Origin of the sequence: Bradyrhizobium barranii subsp. apii (assembly GCF_011516635.5) — a bacterium.
GTDB classification, from domain to species: Bacteria; Pseudomonadota; Alphaproteobacteria; order Rhizobiales; family Xanthobacteraceae; genus Bradyrhizobium; species Bradyrhizobium barranii.
In genome coordinates, this window is the sequence record NZ_CP096255.1 from 1,672,501 (window position 1) to 1,686,682 (window position 14,182).

General features: G+C 60.6%; 11 protein-coding genes and 2 pseudogenes (1 of these 13 cut by a window edge). 4 read left to right on the forward strand and 9 right to left on the reverse strand.

The window, feature by feature from the left end; all coding sequences use genetic code 11:
* The 4 genes in view from HAP41_RS07920 to tnpA are tightly spaced (at most 51 nt apart) and all read right to left on the reverse strand, a layout consistent with a single transcriptional unit that may run on beyond the window.
* Positions 1–60 carry the 5' end (the start) of a plasmid pRiA4b ORF-3 family protein gene (locus tag HAP41_RS07920; RefSeq protein WP_166055583.1) on the reverse strand. 543 nt of this gene lie to the left of the window's left edge, so 60 of the gene's 603 nt are visible here — the first part of the coding sequence; it begins with the start codon at positions 58–60; its stop codon lies off the left edge, out of view.
* Positions 57–1,622, reverse strand: a complete 1,566-nt coding sequence (gene tnpC / locus HAP41_RS07925) for an IS66 family transposase (protein WP_166055670.1) — start codon at positions 1,620–1,622, stop codon at positions 57–59. The genes HAP41_RS07920 and tnpC overlap by 4 nt, the downstream gene beginning before the upstream one ends.
* Positions 1,623–1,673: 51 nt before the next feature.
* Positions 1,674–2,027, reverse strand: coding sequence for an IS66 family insertion sequence element accessory protein TnpB (gene tnpB / locus HAP41_RS07930; protein WP_166065968.1), 354 nt, complete (start codon positions 2,025–2,027; stop codon positions 1,674–1,676).
* Positions 2,021–2,443 carry an IS66-like element accessory protein TnpA gene (gene tnpA / locus HAP41_RS07935; protein ID WP_166055731.1) on the reverse strand — a complete coding sequence of 141 codons (423 nt, stop codon included), beginning with the start codon at positions 2,441–2,443 and terminating at the stop codon, positions 2,021–2,023. The genes tnpB and tnpA overlap by 7 nt, the downstream gene beginning before the upstream one ends.
* A 374-nt stretch (positions 2,444–2,817) precedes the next feature.
* Here tnpA and HAP41_RS07945 point away from each other — a divergent pair, with 374 nt between their 5' ends.
* Positions 2,818–3,144: a Rieske (2Fe-2S) protein gene (locus tag HAP41_RS07945; RefSeq protein WP_224580920.1), complete on the forward strand. Its 327-nt coding sequence runs from the start codon at positions 2,818–2,820 to the stop codon at positions 3,142–3,144.
* Between the two features lie 32 nt (positions 3,145–3,176).
* Here the strand turns inward: HAP41_RS07945 and istB are convergent, their stop codons facing one another.
* Positions 3,177–3,938, reverse strand: a complete 762-nt coding sequence (gene istB, locus HAP41_RS07950) for an IS21-like element helper ATPase IstB (RefSeq protein ID WP_166063422.1) — start codon at positions 3,936–3,938, stop codon at positions 3,177–3,179.
* 16 nt (positions 3,939–3,954) lie between these two features.
* On the reverse strand, positions 3,955–5,496 hold the full coding sequence (istA, locus tag HAP41_RS07955) for an IS21 family transposase (protein ID WP_166065845.1): 1,542 nt from the start codon (positions 5,494–5,496) through the stop codon (positions 3,955–3,957).
* Between the two features lie 1,809 nt (positions 5,497–7,305).
* Between istA and HAP41_RS07960 the strand changes: the two genes are divergently transcribed.
* Together HAP41_RS07960 and HAP41_RS07965 are read left to right on the forward strand one after the other, a co-directional pair.
* Positions 7,306–7,653 carry a (2Fe-2S) ferredoxin domain-containing protein gene (locus tag HAP41_RS07960; RefSeq protein ID WP_166103768.1) on the forward strand — a complete coding sequence of 116 codons (348 nt, stop codon included), beginning with the start codon at positions 7,306–7,308 and terminating at the stop codon, positions 7,651–7,653.
* Positions 7,654–7,744: 91 nt separating this feature from the next.
* Positions 7,745–8,793: pseudogene (locus HAP41_RS07965) on the forward strand (IS630 family transposase); the annotation flags it as partial.
* 417 nt (positions 8,794–9,210) lie between these two features.
* Here HAP41_RS07965 and HAP41_RS07970 read toward each other — a convergent pair.
* The 3 genes and pseudogenes from HAP41_RS07970 to HAP41_RS07980 form a co-directional block, all read right to left on the reverse strand.
* The gene (locus tag HAP41_RS07970; protein ID WP_166064748.1) at positions 9,211–10,485 is read right to left on the reverse strand and encodes an IS256 family transposase; all 1,275 of its coding nucleotides are present in this window, start codon (positions 10,483–10,485) and stop codon (positions 9,211–9,213) included.
* A 325-nt stretch (positions 10,486–10,810) separates the two neighbouring features.
* Positions 10,811–11,400: pseudogene (locus tag HAP41_RS07975) on the reverse strand (OmpW/AlkL family protein).
* Positions 11,401–12,017: 617 nt separating this feature from the next.
* Complete coding sequence (locus HAP41_RS07980; RefSeq protein WP_166103765.1) at positions 12,018–12,431, reverse strand: ArsC/Spx/MgsR family protein; 414 nt, start codon at positions 12,429–12,431, stop codon at positions 12,018–12,020.
* An 839-nt stretch (positions 12,432–13,270) separates the two neighbouring features.
* Between HAP41_RS07980 and nifH the strand changes: the two genes are divergently transcribed.
* A complete protein-coding gene (gene nifH, locus HAP41_RS07985) occupies positions 13,271–14,155 on the forward strand; it encodes a nitrogenase iron protein (RefSeq protein ID WP_166106146.1) in 885 nt (294 codons plus the stop codon).
* Positions 14,156–14,182: the final 27 nt, after the last annotated feature.

The window sequence follows — 14,182 nt, forward strand, 5'->3', positions numbered from 1 at the left end:
CTCCGGCTTCACATCCTTGAGGGTCACCTTGATCCGGACCGCGGTCGTGTTCAGGCTCATGCCGCCAGCCTCGGATCGCGTGTATGCATCGTATAGGTCGACGCCCAGGGAAGCAGTTCGTCCAGTCGCGCTGCAGGCCAACCATTGACGAGCTTGGCGAGAACGTCAGCGAGCCAGTGCTCGGCACTGACGCCATTGAGCTTACAGGTCTCAATGAGCGAAGCCAGCAATGCCCAATTCCCGGCGCCTTCGTCGCAACCGGCAAAAAGAGAGTTCTTGGCGTTGAGCTTGATCGGTCGCATCGCACGCTCGACAGCATTCGTGTCCATTTCGATGCGCCCATCATCAAGATAGAGCGTCAGGCCGTCCCAATGACGTAGTGCATAGCGCAAAGCCTTCGCCGTGTCGCTCTTCTGCGCAAGGTGATCGAGCTTGGCCTCAAACCACTGCTTCAAGGCTGCAACCAGAGGCCGGGTATGCGCTTGTCGGCCAGCACGGCGCTCGTCCGCAGATCGGCCGCGGAGGGCCTTCTCGACCGCGTAAAGCTGGGCGATGCGCTCAAGAGCCTCGCGGGCAACCGGAGCTGGCGCAGGCGCAGCCTCCCGCTCGATCTTCACAAACTGGCGCCGCAGATGCGACCAGCAGAAGGCGAGCGTCCCGGACAGGGCGTCCGCACGCGTCTCTCGGGTCATGGTCTTGTAAGCCTGATAGCCGTCGCAGTGGATGATGCCGCGATAGCCCTCCAGCAGCCGCAAGCCATGAACGGCGCCGCGGCCCGGTGCATAGGCATAGACTACCCCAGGCGGATCAGGTCCGGCCCAAGGCCTGTCATCGCGTGACAGCGCCCAGAAGTAGCCGGTTTTTGTTCTGCCGCGCCCCGGATCCAGCACCGGCGCCGGGGTCTCATCGACACAGAGCTTCGAGGAGGCGAGCAGAAGCTGGCGCAGACGATGCCACACGGGCTTCAATTCCTGGGCGGCATAGCCGACCCAGAAGGCGAGCGTGGAACGATCCAGCGCTATTCCGTGCGTCGCCAGCATCTGCGCCTGGCGGTAAAGCGGCAAATGCCAGTGATACTTGGCATCGATCACATGCGCGACCAGCCGCTCGGTGGGCAATCCTCCCCTGATCAATCGCTCGGGAGCCGCGTGCTGCAGGACGACGCCATGACAGGCGCGGCAGGCCAGCTTGGGACGGCGGGTGATGATGACGCGATACTGCGCCGGAACGACGTCGAGCCTCTGGCTCTCATCCTGACCAATCTCGAAGAGGTTGCCCTTACAAGACGGGCAGCAGCTCTCGGCCGGCATCATAGTCTCGATGACGCGCGGCAAATGCTCCGGCAGCTGACCACGGTTGGCTCTGCGCGCGGCAGCTCTCTTCTCGCCTGTTTTGGGATTGGCACGATTCTCGGCGGCTTCGAGAGCCGCAACGGCCTGATCGATATCCTCCAGAACAAGCTGCAGCTGATCAGCGTCCAGCTTTTCCGAGGACCGACCGAACTGCGCATCTTTCGCAAGCTTGAGCAACCGCTCGAGCCGGGCGCAGCGATCCAGCAGAGCCGCGGCAAAGGCACGCAACTCGGCTGGATCGCTCGGTAGCTCATCAGGCAAATCACTCATTGGCCCGAGCTTGCCATGCTTCGCGTCACGATGCAGCGATGATTTGCATTTTTACGCAAGCGCTTTCGGCTGCGGGATCCGAGGCGCGTGCATGCGCGTCCAATCCATGCCGGCCAGCAGTGCTGACAGCTGGGCCCCATTCATCCGCATCACACCGGCCACGATGGGTGGCCATTTGAAGCCGCTGCCATCGAGCCGCTTCCAGTACATCACAAGGCCGCTGCCATCCCAGACGACGATCTTCACCCGATCGGCGCGCTTCGCACGGAACACCACCGCCACGCCCTTCATCGGGTCATGGCCCAGCGTATCCTTCGCCAGCAGCGCCAAGCCCTCTGCACCCTTCCTGAAGTCCACAGGTTGCGTCGCCACGTAGATCATGAGGCTCGCCGGCATCGTCAGCATGAACGTGTCCGTCGCAGCGCAATGAACACATCGCTCAACGCAGCAAGGCCAGGCGCCCCGCGCACCTCCACGCGCGCGCCCTGGAACTCAACCGTAACAATGGCTGCTTCCGGCGAACCGGAGGGCTCTGCGGCCGCAGGCAACGCTAATTCCGACACCACCGGCACGAACGACAGCGTGTCCGCCGACGCCGGCAATACCAACTGGCCCAAACGCGCCCGGCGCCGCCAATCATGCACCTGCTGGGGCCGGCAGCCATGGCGACGAGCGACGTCTGTTACAACCGCCCCCGGTTCGAGGCTTTCCGCCGCAATCTGCGCCTTCAAATCATCCGGCCAGCGCTTTCGACCTGCGCCAGCGAACACTTCAATACGCGGTGACAACGGTCGTCTTATGTCGTCAGAATGGTCGTCCATTGTGAGCACCCTTCCAGAAGATGACTCTTCTAACGGTGCTCTCAAGACTCCGCACAAACAATCAGACGGGCCTCGGCGCTACGCTTACTGTGAACTCGCAACAGGTCATTGTTCACGTCCGCTTCGCTCCGAACGGGAGGGTGGTGCAAATCAGCGAGCGCCCGGCGAAGCTCACGCCGAACTAATGGTTTGAGGTCCTTAACGCCCGTGCCAGCTCAAGCTATCGCCCGATCGCTCGTGGTCGTGGTGTTTTTCGACTGACGCGGACCGCGATCGAAACCTTCAAGCAGGAAACCACGAGGCGGGAATGAGCGAAGGTATAATCGGCAACCTGCTGAGCGATCAGATCGAGGTATTCGCCGTATGTCCCGCTGATGCTATCGAGCGGACTGGCGCCAAGGGCTTTAGCCTGTCGCGCGCGGATCGATGCTAGCGGCGAGTGCCGGCCGCTTCTAATTATTGTGGTGCGCACTTTCGGGAACGATTATTTCGGGTATGTCAACCGTTGTCCGCATGACAGTGCCTGGCTCAACATCGGCTCCGGCGAGTTTTTCTCTCCAGATCGCTCCATTCTCAGATGCGGACGGCATGGTGCGAGATTCGAGGTCGACACTGGGGTATGCATTCGATGGGCTGCATATTTCAGTGATCGTGAGCAGCGATTTCGCGCGATCATGAGCGCCGAATTCAGACGATCGTGAGCAGCCTCGCTCCGGCCGAGGCGGTGATAGGGTCAGCGTTCTGGCTGCTCGTCAAGGGTGATGGTTTTGGCGTTGCGTTTTCGCATGCTTTCGCCAGCAAGCTGGAGGCGGTGAGCGTTGTGGACGAGGCGATCCAGAATCGCGTCGCCTAGCGTGGGATCTCCGATAACTTCGTGCCATGTGTCCACAGGGAGTTGGCTGGTTACGATGGTGGAGGAGCGGCCATGGCGATCGTCAAGGATTTCCAGTAGATCGCGCCGCTCGGCAGCGGTGAGCACCGACAATCCCCAATCATCCAAAATCAGAACCTGGGCGCGGCCAAGGGTTTTGAGCAAGCGGGCATAACGTCCATCGCCCCGCGCGAGCCCCAACGCTTCGAACAATCTTGGGACGCGGTGATAGAGGACCGAGCGATTATCTCGGCAGGCCTTGTGGCCGAGGGCACAGGCTAACCAACTTTTGCCCAATCCGGTCGCCCCGGTTATGAGCAAATTCTCGTGGCGATCGATCCAGTCGCCGCTGGCGAGCTTGGCGAAGACGGCCCGGTCGATACCCCGCGGCGTGCGCAAATCGACGTCCTCCACGCAGGCATTCTGGCGGAGCGAGGCCAGCTTGAGGCGCGTGGTGAGCCGCCTGGTGTCGCGTTCCGCCGCTTCCCGGTCGACCAGCAGGCCGATGCGATCTTCGAACGGCAAGGCTTCGAGATCAGGCGATCGTCGCTGCTCCTCGAAGGCCTTGGCCATGCCGCTCAAGCCGAGCTCGATCAGGCGTTCGTGGGTGGGATGGTTGAGCATACAGGTCTCCTTGGCTTCAGTGAAAATAATCGCGGCCGCGGATGTTGCCGTGGCGCAGGGGTTGGTGTTCGGAGGGCTCGTCGAGAAAGGTACGATCCAGACCGTTCTGGAGGATGGAGCGGATCGAGGCGACGGATCGCGCCTTGATCAGAATGCCGCGCCGGCAGGCCGCTTCGACGCGCTCCGCGCTGTAGCTTTTGACCAGTGACAGAATGCCGAGGCAGGTGCGAAAGCCTTGCTCGGGATGCGGCCGGGCCGCGATCACGGCCTGGAAGAAGGCGGCGGTCGACGGACCGATCCGCTCGCCGGCGACGATCACTCCGGCGGGCGTCCATTGACCGTAGCGCCGATGGGCGCTGGGCATATGGTCGGCGATGGTGGTGTGGCCCCGCCGGTTGGGCGCGCGGGCGTGGCTGGCGATCCTGCGGCCGTTGTGGAAGATCTCGACCGTTCTGTCATCGATGCGTGCGTCGACAAGCTCACGGATGAGCCGATACGGCGCGGAATACCAGTGTCCATCGATCTCGATATGATAGTCGGGGCCGATCCGGCATCGCTTCCAGCGTGCGAAAGCGTAAGCCTGGTCCGGCAGCTTTGTAAGCTTGGGCTTGTCGAGCTCGGCGAACAGTTCGGCGCGACTGGCGCCAAAGTCGCGCATCTGCCTTGCATTGAGTTCGACGACGAGTGTTTTGATGGCTGCGTTCAGCTCCGCCAACGAAAAGAAGCGTTGGTTGCGCAGCCGCGCCAGAATCCATCGCTGGGCGACTTGCACCGCAACTTCGACCTTTGCCTTATCTTTTGGGCGCCGCGGCCGGGCTGCGAGAATGGCCGTGCCGTAATGGCTCGCCATCTCGGCATAGGTTCGGTTGAGGCCGGGATCGTGGCGGTCGGGATTGGTGACGGCGGCCTTGAGATTGTCGCAGACTACGAATGTCGGCACGCCGCCGAGGAAGGCGAAAAGATTGATGTGGACCCGGATCCAGTCGGCGAGCCCCTCGCTTGGACAGGCCTCGGCATAGGTATAGTTGGAGGCGCCCATCGCCGCGACGAACAGCTTCATCGACTGCACTTCCCCGTTTGAGGGATCGATGACGTCGATGGTGTCGCCGGCGAAATCCACGAAAACCTTCTCGCCGCCCAGATGCGTCTGCCGCATCGAAGGCCGGGCTCGCCCCTTCCAGGCCTCGTACGTCGTGCAGAACCAGGTGTAGCCGAAGCCATCGGGATGGGTGGCGCGATACTCGTCCCACAGCAGCCGACGGGTCACGTTGCGTCGGCGCAGCTCCTTGTCGACATAGCCCCAGTCGGGAACGGCCCGCTGGGGGCTCTGCGACGCAGGCCTCGGCGCCGGGAAAAGCAGCAGCTCCAGGTCCTCGTCGCTCATTCCGGCCGGCAACGGCCAGTTCAGCCCGGCAGCCCCGGCTCGGCGTAGATAGCTGTGCACGGCGCCGTTGCTGATGCCCAAGGTGCGCGCGATGGCTCGCTCCGGCAAGCCTTGAACATGTTTTAAGCGGAGAACCTCTTTGATCCGGCGCATCGACAATCTCTGGGTGGGCATCGGCCTTCCTCGTTCACTGACGAGGCAGTTCCTAAGCCGGTTGAGTTGTCGGCCGAAGCGGGCTGAGTTGCTGAAAAGCTGCTCACGATCCCGCGAAATCCGTGCTCACGATCGTCTGAAATCTCTGCTCACGATCCCCTGAAATCCGTGCTCACGATCCCGCGAAACATGCACGATGGGCCCTGCAACGGACAAGCGCTTGAGCCGGTCGCACTCACCGTGATAGATGGTGACGTCTGCCTATGCGGCGTCAAGCTGCTGGCGGATGATCGGCGTGCCGACCTATTCGAGGACAGCGGCGAAACCATTGATGTTATGATCCACCCCGATTAACAGCTGCATCGCTTAGCTATTGCTCGAGTTGCCTTAGGCGTTTGGCGCCGGATAAAGCCTTGTGAGCGTTGGCGCAGGTGCGTGTCGTCGCTTTTTGAACTTGTAAGAGCAGAACGTTTTGAACCCGCAAGTTCAGTGGCACGCATCCGGATCCCGGTCATGCACCCGGCGATCTCCGTGGCACGAAGGAAGGGCTCTGGCGCTAACTCACCAAATGGACCTGGCATGCAAGAACCGCTTCTGGCTGCCGGTGGATGACAATAGGTTCGAGAAAGAAATGCCCTCGGCGGCTGCAAGCCCACCGAGGGCACCGTCTGGGCTGGAAGAATGGGGAGACCTAGACTGACAGGACCGTTTGAGCAGAGAAATGACGATCCTGTATCCGATGTTCGCGGGACACGCAGCGCGCAACGCACGCCGAACGATCGGATGTCCGCGGGCGCCGCCGGCGTTCGTGTCTGCGCTGCAATTGCAATGCCAACCCCCTGTACATCCGACGCCCATGGCGAATTTCGTCACCTTAATCCACTGACGGCATCGCTCCAGGTCAAATGCATTAACGAGCACGTGCGCGTGGTCATTCTCATCGTTCCGCAAGATGCGGCGAGCGAATCTCGAGTTGAAGCGCTCGAAGCGGTTGAGGCAAGCCGACATCGTTGTGTGGGCGGTCTTGCCGCTGCTGCCAATCAGGATTGCGGCAGGCCAGCTCTGTCGCCTCAAACGTAAGCTCGGTGATCACCTGTGCCTCGCTCGGACCCCGTCGCAATTGGGCGCTATCTTTGACGAAAACGCGGGATGAGCAGCGGCACGTGCGCGGCGCTTAGGAAGTTCTTTGGTTCGCGGTCGAACGATGCAATTAGCCGACTCCGCTGGGCAGAGCGCTCTCTTCACTGGGCCGATCGCCATACGCGCTCCTCGATAGACGGGACGCAGATCACGACGATCGCGGCTCATTCCGCGAAATGACCGTGCAAGGTCTGAACAGACCGAGCGAGTATCTTCCGTCCAATCGCAGGAGCGGACTGCGGAAAGGTGAAGCGTTGAACATGATGCGACGTTTGTCATGTCCGGAACAGGAGAGAACGACATTGTCGTAACCGCGGCAATGAGTGTCAGTGGCGCCGGAGGCGGGCAAGGGATCGTTGCGGAAACGAGCGTTGCGCATTGGCGTGGAAGTTGCTTGAACATGTTGGATGGTTGAGCAAATGATGCGTGAGCAGAAACGGTCGCGATTTGGGAGAAGGCGTTGAAATTGATCAAGGAGGGCGGTCAGACGCGGAGGTATCTGCTCGCGGATTTTCCGATAACAAGCACGATTAACAAGCACGATGATGTCCGCTCGCTTCGGCTGCTTTCGCGAGCACGAGTCAGCTGCTTCAATTGATCGATCCGGCGTTCAACTGAAGAATAGATTGTGCGGCAAGTACTCCGGCGTTGCCGCTTTTCAGATGATCCCCTTGATTTCAGGATAGGCGCATGAACGCAGAAACCGAATTCGAGCTTCCTCAACTTTACAGGTATCATGTCTTTGCCTGCCATACGCAGCGTCCGCCGAATCATCCGCACGGCAGCTGCGGCGCCTCGGGCGCGCAAGCCCTGTGGGATAGGATGGGCAAGGCGATCGAATCGCAAGGTCTGAACGATGTCGGCTTCACGGTGGCGGGCTGCCTCGGCTTTTGTAACTCAGGCCCTTTGATGGTCGTCTATCCCGACGGAGTCTGGTACCGCGCGACCACGCCCGAGGACGTGGACGAAATCGTAAATTCTCATCTCGTACAAGGCAAACGTGTGGACCGTCTTGTGATGGTGCTCAAGCGAAGCTAATGTCCTGATTCACAAAGTTCGCAATCGTAGATTCGCAGTAGATTCGCGTCGCCGTCCCAAGGATGGAGCTGTAGCAGCGACGGAGGATCTGATGGCGGTCCAGCAACTTGCGCCCCTGACATTGAGCGATGAAGAGCATGCCGAACTGAAGTCGCCGACGATGCAGCGGAAGACAGCGCAGGCGCTGGCTCTGAGAGCCCGGATCGTGCTGACCTGCGCGGAGGGCGGTCAGAACAAGGACGTCGCGGCCAAGCTGGGCTTGGACCGATCGACGGTAGGCAAGTGGCGGCGGCGTTTTGTGGAGCGGCGCGTGGACGGGCTGCATGACGAGCCGCGCTCCGGGGCGCCAAGTACGGTTGACGATGCCCGCATCGAAGCCGTGATCGTGAGGACGTTGGAGAGTTGCCCCGAGAACGCCACCCATTGGAGTTCTCGCGACATGGCGAAGGCCAGCGGCCTATCAGTGTCGACGGTGCAACGCATCTGGCGGGCCTTTGGGCTCCAGCCGCACCGGATGGAGATGTTCAAGCTCTCGACCGATCCGAACTTCGTGGCCAAAGTGCGCGACGTTGTGGGCCTCTACGTCTCGCCACCGGAGCACGCCATCGTTCTATGTGTGCATGAGAAGTCCCAAATCCAGGCGCTGGACTGCAGTCAGCCGATGCTGCCGATGCGTCCCGGCCAGCCGGCCCGAAGAAGCCATGACTACACGAGGCACGGCACCACATCGCTGTTCGCCGCCCTCGACATTGCTAGCGGACGGGTCATCGGCAAGTGCTATGGACGCCACCGTGCTGCTGAGTTCCGCAAGTTCCTCGACGAGATCGAAGCTGCCGTGCCACGTGAACCGGACGTCCATCTCGTCATGGACAATTACGCCACGCACAAGACCCCCTTGATCCGAAAATGGCTGGCTAAACGGCCGCGGTGGCACGTGCACCTGACCCCGACCAGTTCGTCATGGCTCAACCAGGTCGAGCGCTTCTTCGCGCTCCTCACCGATAAGAAGATCAGGCGCAGCATCTATCGCAGCGTCGCCGCTCTCAGGGCTGACATCACTTCGTTCATCGGCCGACACAACGCCGTTTCCGATGGACCAAATCTGCCGATGACATCCTTGCTTCCATCGAACGCTTCTGCCGGTACAATGCCCCCGGCAAAACACGACCCGATGTCGCGAACTTCTGGTTCAGGACACTAGAGGCTTCGCTTAGCGCCGCTTGGTCCGGGCTATCGGGAATGCACGGCTTTCTGTTCAAAGACTGGGGTCGTTGAGCTGTACGATCGTTCTTAAGGTGACTGGGTGCCCTCACGCCTCAAGGAGGTGCGCAACAGGAGGCCATTGACCTTGTCGCTGTGGCCTTGGATTCAAAAATGTTCGGTGAGAGACGGATCGGTCAGAGTAGTGCGCTTGATCGAGTCCGATGAGGCCCGAGCGTCACCCCTTTGTAGCGCGGTCTATCCCAGAGCGACAACCGATTTGAATTGCCGCCTTTGATAAGGGGGATGTCCCGATCGCTGTTGAACTACGTCGGGTCGACGTTGCCGGAATGAATATTACGCAGCCCTCGTGACGTGGGCAACGGACTTGATTGTCATGCGATCGTGGTGAGCTTGAAGGGCCGCACGCAGAACCGACAATTGCTTATGCGCCTTCAATCGTCGGAAGCCCTTGTTGGCCTCGATCATACCGGCCGCGACCCATCGCAAGGCCATACCGGCATCCCGCCAGCGTTTAACGTTGCGCGTGACGCGGCGAATGGTGCCCATCATGTTCTCGGCGATATTGGTACAGGCGAGCGATCGGCGAAGCTCCTTCGGCAACTTCAACCGGACGACAGTCAGGATTTCGTCGAGGCCTTCGAGGATACTGGCCGCAACGCCGGGCCATTGCTGGTCGAGTCGACGCGCGAGATTGCGGATCAATTTTTCAGCCTTGTCGGCGTCATCGAGCTCCCAGGCCTGGCGCAGCACCCGGCGGGTGGCCGCATGATGCTCTTTCGGCAGGCGTTCCATGATGTTGCGCGCCTTGTGGATCTGGCAGCGCTGGATCGCAGCGGCCGAACCGAAGGTGCGGCGGATCGCCTTCGACAACGCCTTCGCGCCGTCGGCGATGAACAGTCTTGGCACCGTCGGGTCGAGCCCGCGCGAGACCAGGTTGTCCAGCAGGGCCTGAACCGTTGCTGCATTCTCGGTCGCCCCTTCCACCAGCGCCAGCGGATGCTTGTTGCCTTCGCCGTCAACCCCGATCGCGGCCACCAGCACGAGATCGTCGTCGAGATGCAGCCCGTCGATTTGGACCACCAGAAGGTCGAGCGCGGACAGATCGGCAGCCATGAAGTCGGCCAGCCGCGCCGCCGACAGAGCCACGAACCTCCGCGAGGCCGCCGACTTCGAAATCCCCGATCCGGGCGGTGCCGGCACGTCACCCTCGGGCAGCCGGACGGCGCGGCCGAACCGGCGCGTCGACACATTGATCAGCATCAGGTTCATCGCCCAGCGACCGAGCCAGTCCTCCTGCGCCGCCGTTTCCCAGCTCGGGATCGTGACCTCGCGGCCGTCCATGCCCCGGACCCGCGGGCGATCGACCTCGATCTTGCCGCCGTGGAAACCGATCCGCCCCCGCGTTCGGCCCCAACGGTGCGCCCGCCGCGCCGCATCACGACCGTGGCGCGGCCCGCAGGCCGCTGTCACATCCGCCTCCATCATCGTGCCGAGCGCCTCGATTCCTGCCGCAAGGCAGAACCGATCGAAGCTCGCTCGCACTTCCGCAAATGATTTCTCCACAGCCCCGGTCGCCGGCCAACCAGCCGGTGTGATATCTCTCGTCATGGCGTTGCTCTCCTTTGTGGAATCAGCACCCCGAGCCTACCGGCTCAAGGTGGGCAACGCCGACCTCTTCAGAAATTCAACAGAACCCGGGACATCCCCTTGATAAGCGGCTGGCACTCTGCAGCGTGCAAGGAGGCAGGGAGCTGAATCTAGTCGATCACTATTAGTGATGCAGGCGTTCCGCCACTTCATGCCATCAATTCGTAGCTCACAGAGCGAGCATTGTTGCGCGTGCAGTCCGGCGCTGGCGAGACGGTGCACCTTAAACTCGCCGTCGCGCTCGCATCTGAACAAGCCGATCTCTTCCCTGGAGCTTGTGCTATCGTCATAACTTGTACGTGATTCCGCCGCTGACGAGCCATGGGTCGATATTGGCGCGGCCAGTGACGGCTATCGCATTGTTTACGGTCGCCGAGTAATCCGGCCGCAGCCACAACTTCTTCACGTCGAAGTTGAGGCCCCAGTGACGGTCAAGCATGTAATCGAAGCCGAATTGGACCGCGGCGCCAAACTGGTTGCTGATGCGTACATCCGCCACCGCAAGCCCCGCGAGCGGCGTATTGGCTGCTGATTGGTTGAAGAATGCGGTGTAGTTGATGCCCGCGCCGATATAGGGCTTGAGCGGCCCGAGTCGGTGAAGTGATATTGCAGCGTCAGTGTCGGAGGCAATAGCCAGGCCTTTCCAACATCGAGCCCGTTGAGCGTGCCGCTACCGCTGATGTGATGGCTGGCCACGCCGAGAATGAGTTCGGCGGCAATGTTTTTTGTGAAGAAATAGGTGATGTCGAGCTCCGGTATCACTCGATCGCTGATCGACAGGCCGGAGCTTGGTGACGACAGCGGCGGGGCTCCCGCGACGCTGACCGAGCCGCCTGCGCTGTCCGGCAAGACGCCGAGCACGCGCAGGCGGATCATCCACGGATTGAAGGGGGCGATCGGGGGCGATTTGTAATAGACCGGTGCCGGCGCCAGATCTGCAGCCTGTACCGAGATGCTGACGGAACTGAACGAGGTCGCGAGCGTGAGCAGCGATGCCGTCGTCAGAAGGGTTCTTGCTTTCATCAAGTTCTCCATTCCAAGTCCGCGCGAAGAGTCGCGCGAGAACCTCTGTCACACATCGCGGATGGAGAAGGATTTGATGCCGATCAAAATGGCTACGGCCGTAGCGCAATTAAGCAGCCAAGTTGCGTAAGCACCACGGCCGTGAAGCGTCGTGGCGCCTGTTCATCGATATTCGGCTCAATATTCTGTCTGAGCCGAACTCTACTAGGAACTGGTTATCATCTTATCGATCTGATCCAAGCCAGATGAGTCATGGGGCGATGGAGGCGGTCTAGCTGCAGCGGCCTCTTACACTCCGTGAGCGCGAAAGAGTTGTGTTAACACGGAGCGCAACATGGGCTCCGCTGTGTTACAGACGAGCCACTCACACTTGCTTGTCGGCGAAAAGCGTGTCGGCAGTCCCTGAGGATTCGGAGGGCGACAACTTCGCTCTTCGCGTCACTTTCCGCACGATAGCATTCATCATCTCATTACATCTGGAGACAGCCTGGGGCCTTTCCCTCGTGCGGACATCTCTCGAGATCATCTTGCGTCTTCTGGCCAAGCATCGACAATACGGGCTCGTCATCGAATCCGGCGTATCTTGCACCGTCGGCGTTGATCAGCGGGCGTCGGATCAGGAGCGGATCGCGCAGCATCAACGCGAGCGCGCTCGCCGCGTCGATTTCGTCGGGATTGATATCGCCCGACTTGATACGAGGCGCGACTCGGTTGAACCAGGATGCGATCGGCTTATTGCCGTAGAAGAGGCGTAAATCCTCGGCGGTCCATCGCTCCTTCAAGATGTTCTTGGCTATCACGTCATGGCCAGCGGCCTTCAGCGCCTGCATCTGATACGCATTGGTGTCGCAGCCGGGTTTTTGATAAAAGATAATTGTCGCCATGGCCTGCTCCTTATGTAGGTACGCTGCGCTGAACGATCGGGCCGGCGACCGCCGCGTTCCAGAGTGCATTCGACCTTTTTTGAGAACCATCTCCAAGGTCAGCGGCTTTACCACCTGCCGCGGCTCATGCCGCCGACCGACTTGGCCTCCTCGAGCGTTTGCAAACGACCAAGATCCGGACATTCTGAAATTGAGCCGCTAACTCATCGATGAGCTCCTTTCGGTCTCGGAAAGAAGGTACCGAGCAGGAGTGCATTTGGCGTCAACCCATGGGTGACGCTTAAAAGGCGTCTTGGGCGGTAAGCTCGTGCGCCCCGATCTGGTTCATGCTGCATTGAATTACAGGTCGCGCGGCAGATCGAACACCACCGGCGAAAGACTACCTGCAAGGTTTCGCCGCCAACCTGTATCCTCACTCTCCTCCGATCGCCGACAAGGGGCTTGGCCGACAAGGGGCTTGCAAGAAGAGTAGCAAGATCCGTTCCACACATGATGCATCGGACAAGCGCGCCAGACCGGCTTTTCCGATTGATTGGTTCTGGCCACTTGTTGGTTTCCTGACAGCTGCGCAGATCCTGTCAGGTCCGAAACAGCCAGGATCACGCATCGGCTCGCTGGCGTTTTTCAAAACGTAATCAGAAGCTTAATGTGCGCGGACAGGCGTTGGCATGGTGGTTGCTAATGAGCGGTAGCAACACTGAGTGAGGGCTGAGTGCACGCCGACGCTTAAGACGAGCGATGCGCTCCTTCCCTTGAACCCGTGTGCCCCGTTTCTGAACGAGAACAAGCTGGCGCGTACGAAGCGCGGAACTTTGGCAAATCGGTTGATGGAGAGCAACATGTCTTCACTGAGACAAATCGCGTTCTACGGAAAGGGTGGTATCGGCAAGTCGACCACTTCACAGAACACGCTGGCGGCGCTGGCCGAGATGGGTCAGAAAATCTTGATCGTAGGGTGCGACCCGAAGGCGGATTCGACCCGCCTGATCCTGCATGCCAAGGCGCAGGACACGATTTTGAGCCTTGCAGCGAGCGCCGGCAGCGTGGAGGACCTCGAGCTCGAGGACGTGATGAAGGTCGGCTACAGGGACATCCGCTGCGTGGAGTCCGGCGGTCCTGAGCCAGGGGTCGGCTGCGCCGGCCGCGGCGTCATCACCTCGATCAACTTCCTGGAGGAAAACGGCGCCTATGAGAACATTGACTACGTTTCTTACGACGTGCTCGGGGACGTCGTTTGCGGAGGCTTTGCGATGCCAATCCGCGAGAACAAGGCCCAGGAGATCTACATCGTCATGTCCGGGGAAATGATGGCGATGTATGCCGCAAACAACATCTCCAAGGGCATCCTGAAATACGCCAATTCCGGTGGCGTGCGGCTGGGCGGCCTGATCTGCAACGAGCGGCAAACCGATAAGGAGCTGGCACTGGCGGAGGCTCTGGCCAAGAAGCTAGGCACTCAGCTGATCTACTTCGTGCCGCGCGACAATGTGGTGCAGCATGCCGAGTTACGCCGCATGACGGTGCTGGAGTATGCGCCTGAGTCGCAGCAGGCCGATCATTATCGCAATCTCGCGAAAAAGGTTCACAACAATGGCGGCAAGGGCATCATTCCGACCCCGATCTCCATGGACGAGCTCGAGGACATGCTGATGGAGCATGGTATTATGAAGCCTGTCGACGAATCCATCGTCGGCAAGACCGCCGCCGAGCTCGCGGCCTCGTAAAGGTTGCGAGTCGCGGCCTTGTGAAGG

Excerpts from the sequence above, each read along its gene's own strand:
- tnpC (WP_166055670.1), bottom strand. The coding sequence starts at position 1,622 with ATGAGTGATTTGCCTGATGAGCTACCGAGCGATCCAGCCGAGTTGCGT.
- tnpB (WP_166065968.1), bottom strand. The coding sequence starts at position 2,027 with ATGCTGACGATGCCGGCGAGCCTCATGATCTACGTGGCGACGCAACCT.
- tnpA (WP_166055731.1), bottom strand. The coding sequence starts at position 2,443 with ATGGACGACCATTCTGACGACATAAGACGACCGTTGTCACCGCGTATT.
- HAP41_RS07945 (WP_224580920.1), top strand. The coding sequence starts at position 2,818 with ATGCTATCGAGCGGACTGGCGCCAAGGGCTTTAGCCTGTCGCGCGCGG.
- istB (WP_166063422.1), bottom strand. The coding sequence starts at position 3,938 with ATGCTCAACCATCCCACCCACGAACGCCTGATCGAGCTCGGCTTGAGC.
- istA (WP_166065845.1), bottom strand. The coding sequence starts at position 5,496 with ATGCCCACCCAGAGATTGTCGATGCGCCGGATCAAAGAGGTTCTCCGC.
- HAP41_RS07960 (WP_166103768.1), top strand. The coding sequence starts at position 7,306 with ATGAACGCAGAAACCGAATTCGAGCTTCCTCAACTTTACAGGTATCAT.
- HAP41_RS07970 (WP_166064748.1), bottom strand. The coding sequence starts at position 10,485 with ATGACGAGAGATATCACACCGGCTGGTTGGCCGGCGACCGGGGCTGTG.
- HAP41_RS07980 (WP_166103765.1), bottom strand. The coding sequence starts at position 12,431 with ATGGCGACAATTATCTTTTATCAAAAACCCGGCTGCGACACCAATGCG.
- nifH (WP_166106146.1), top strand. The coding sequence starts at position 13,271 with ATGTCTTCACTGAGACAAATCGCGTTCTACGGAAAGGGTGGTATCGGC.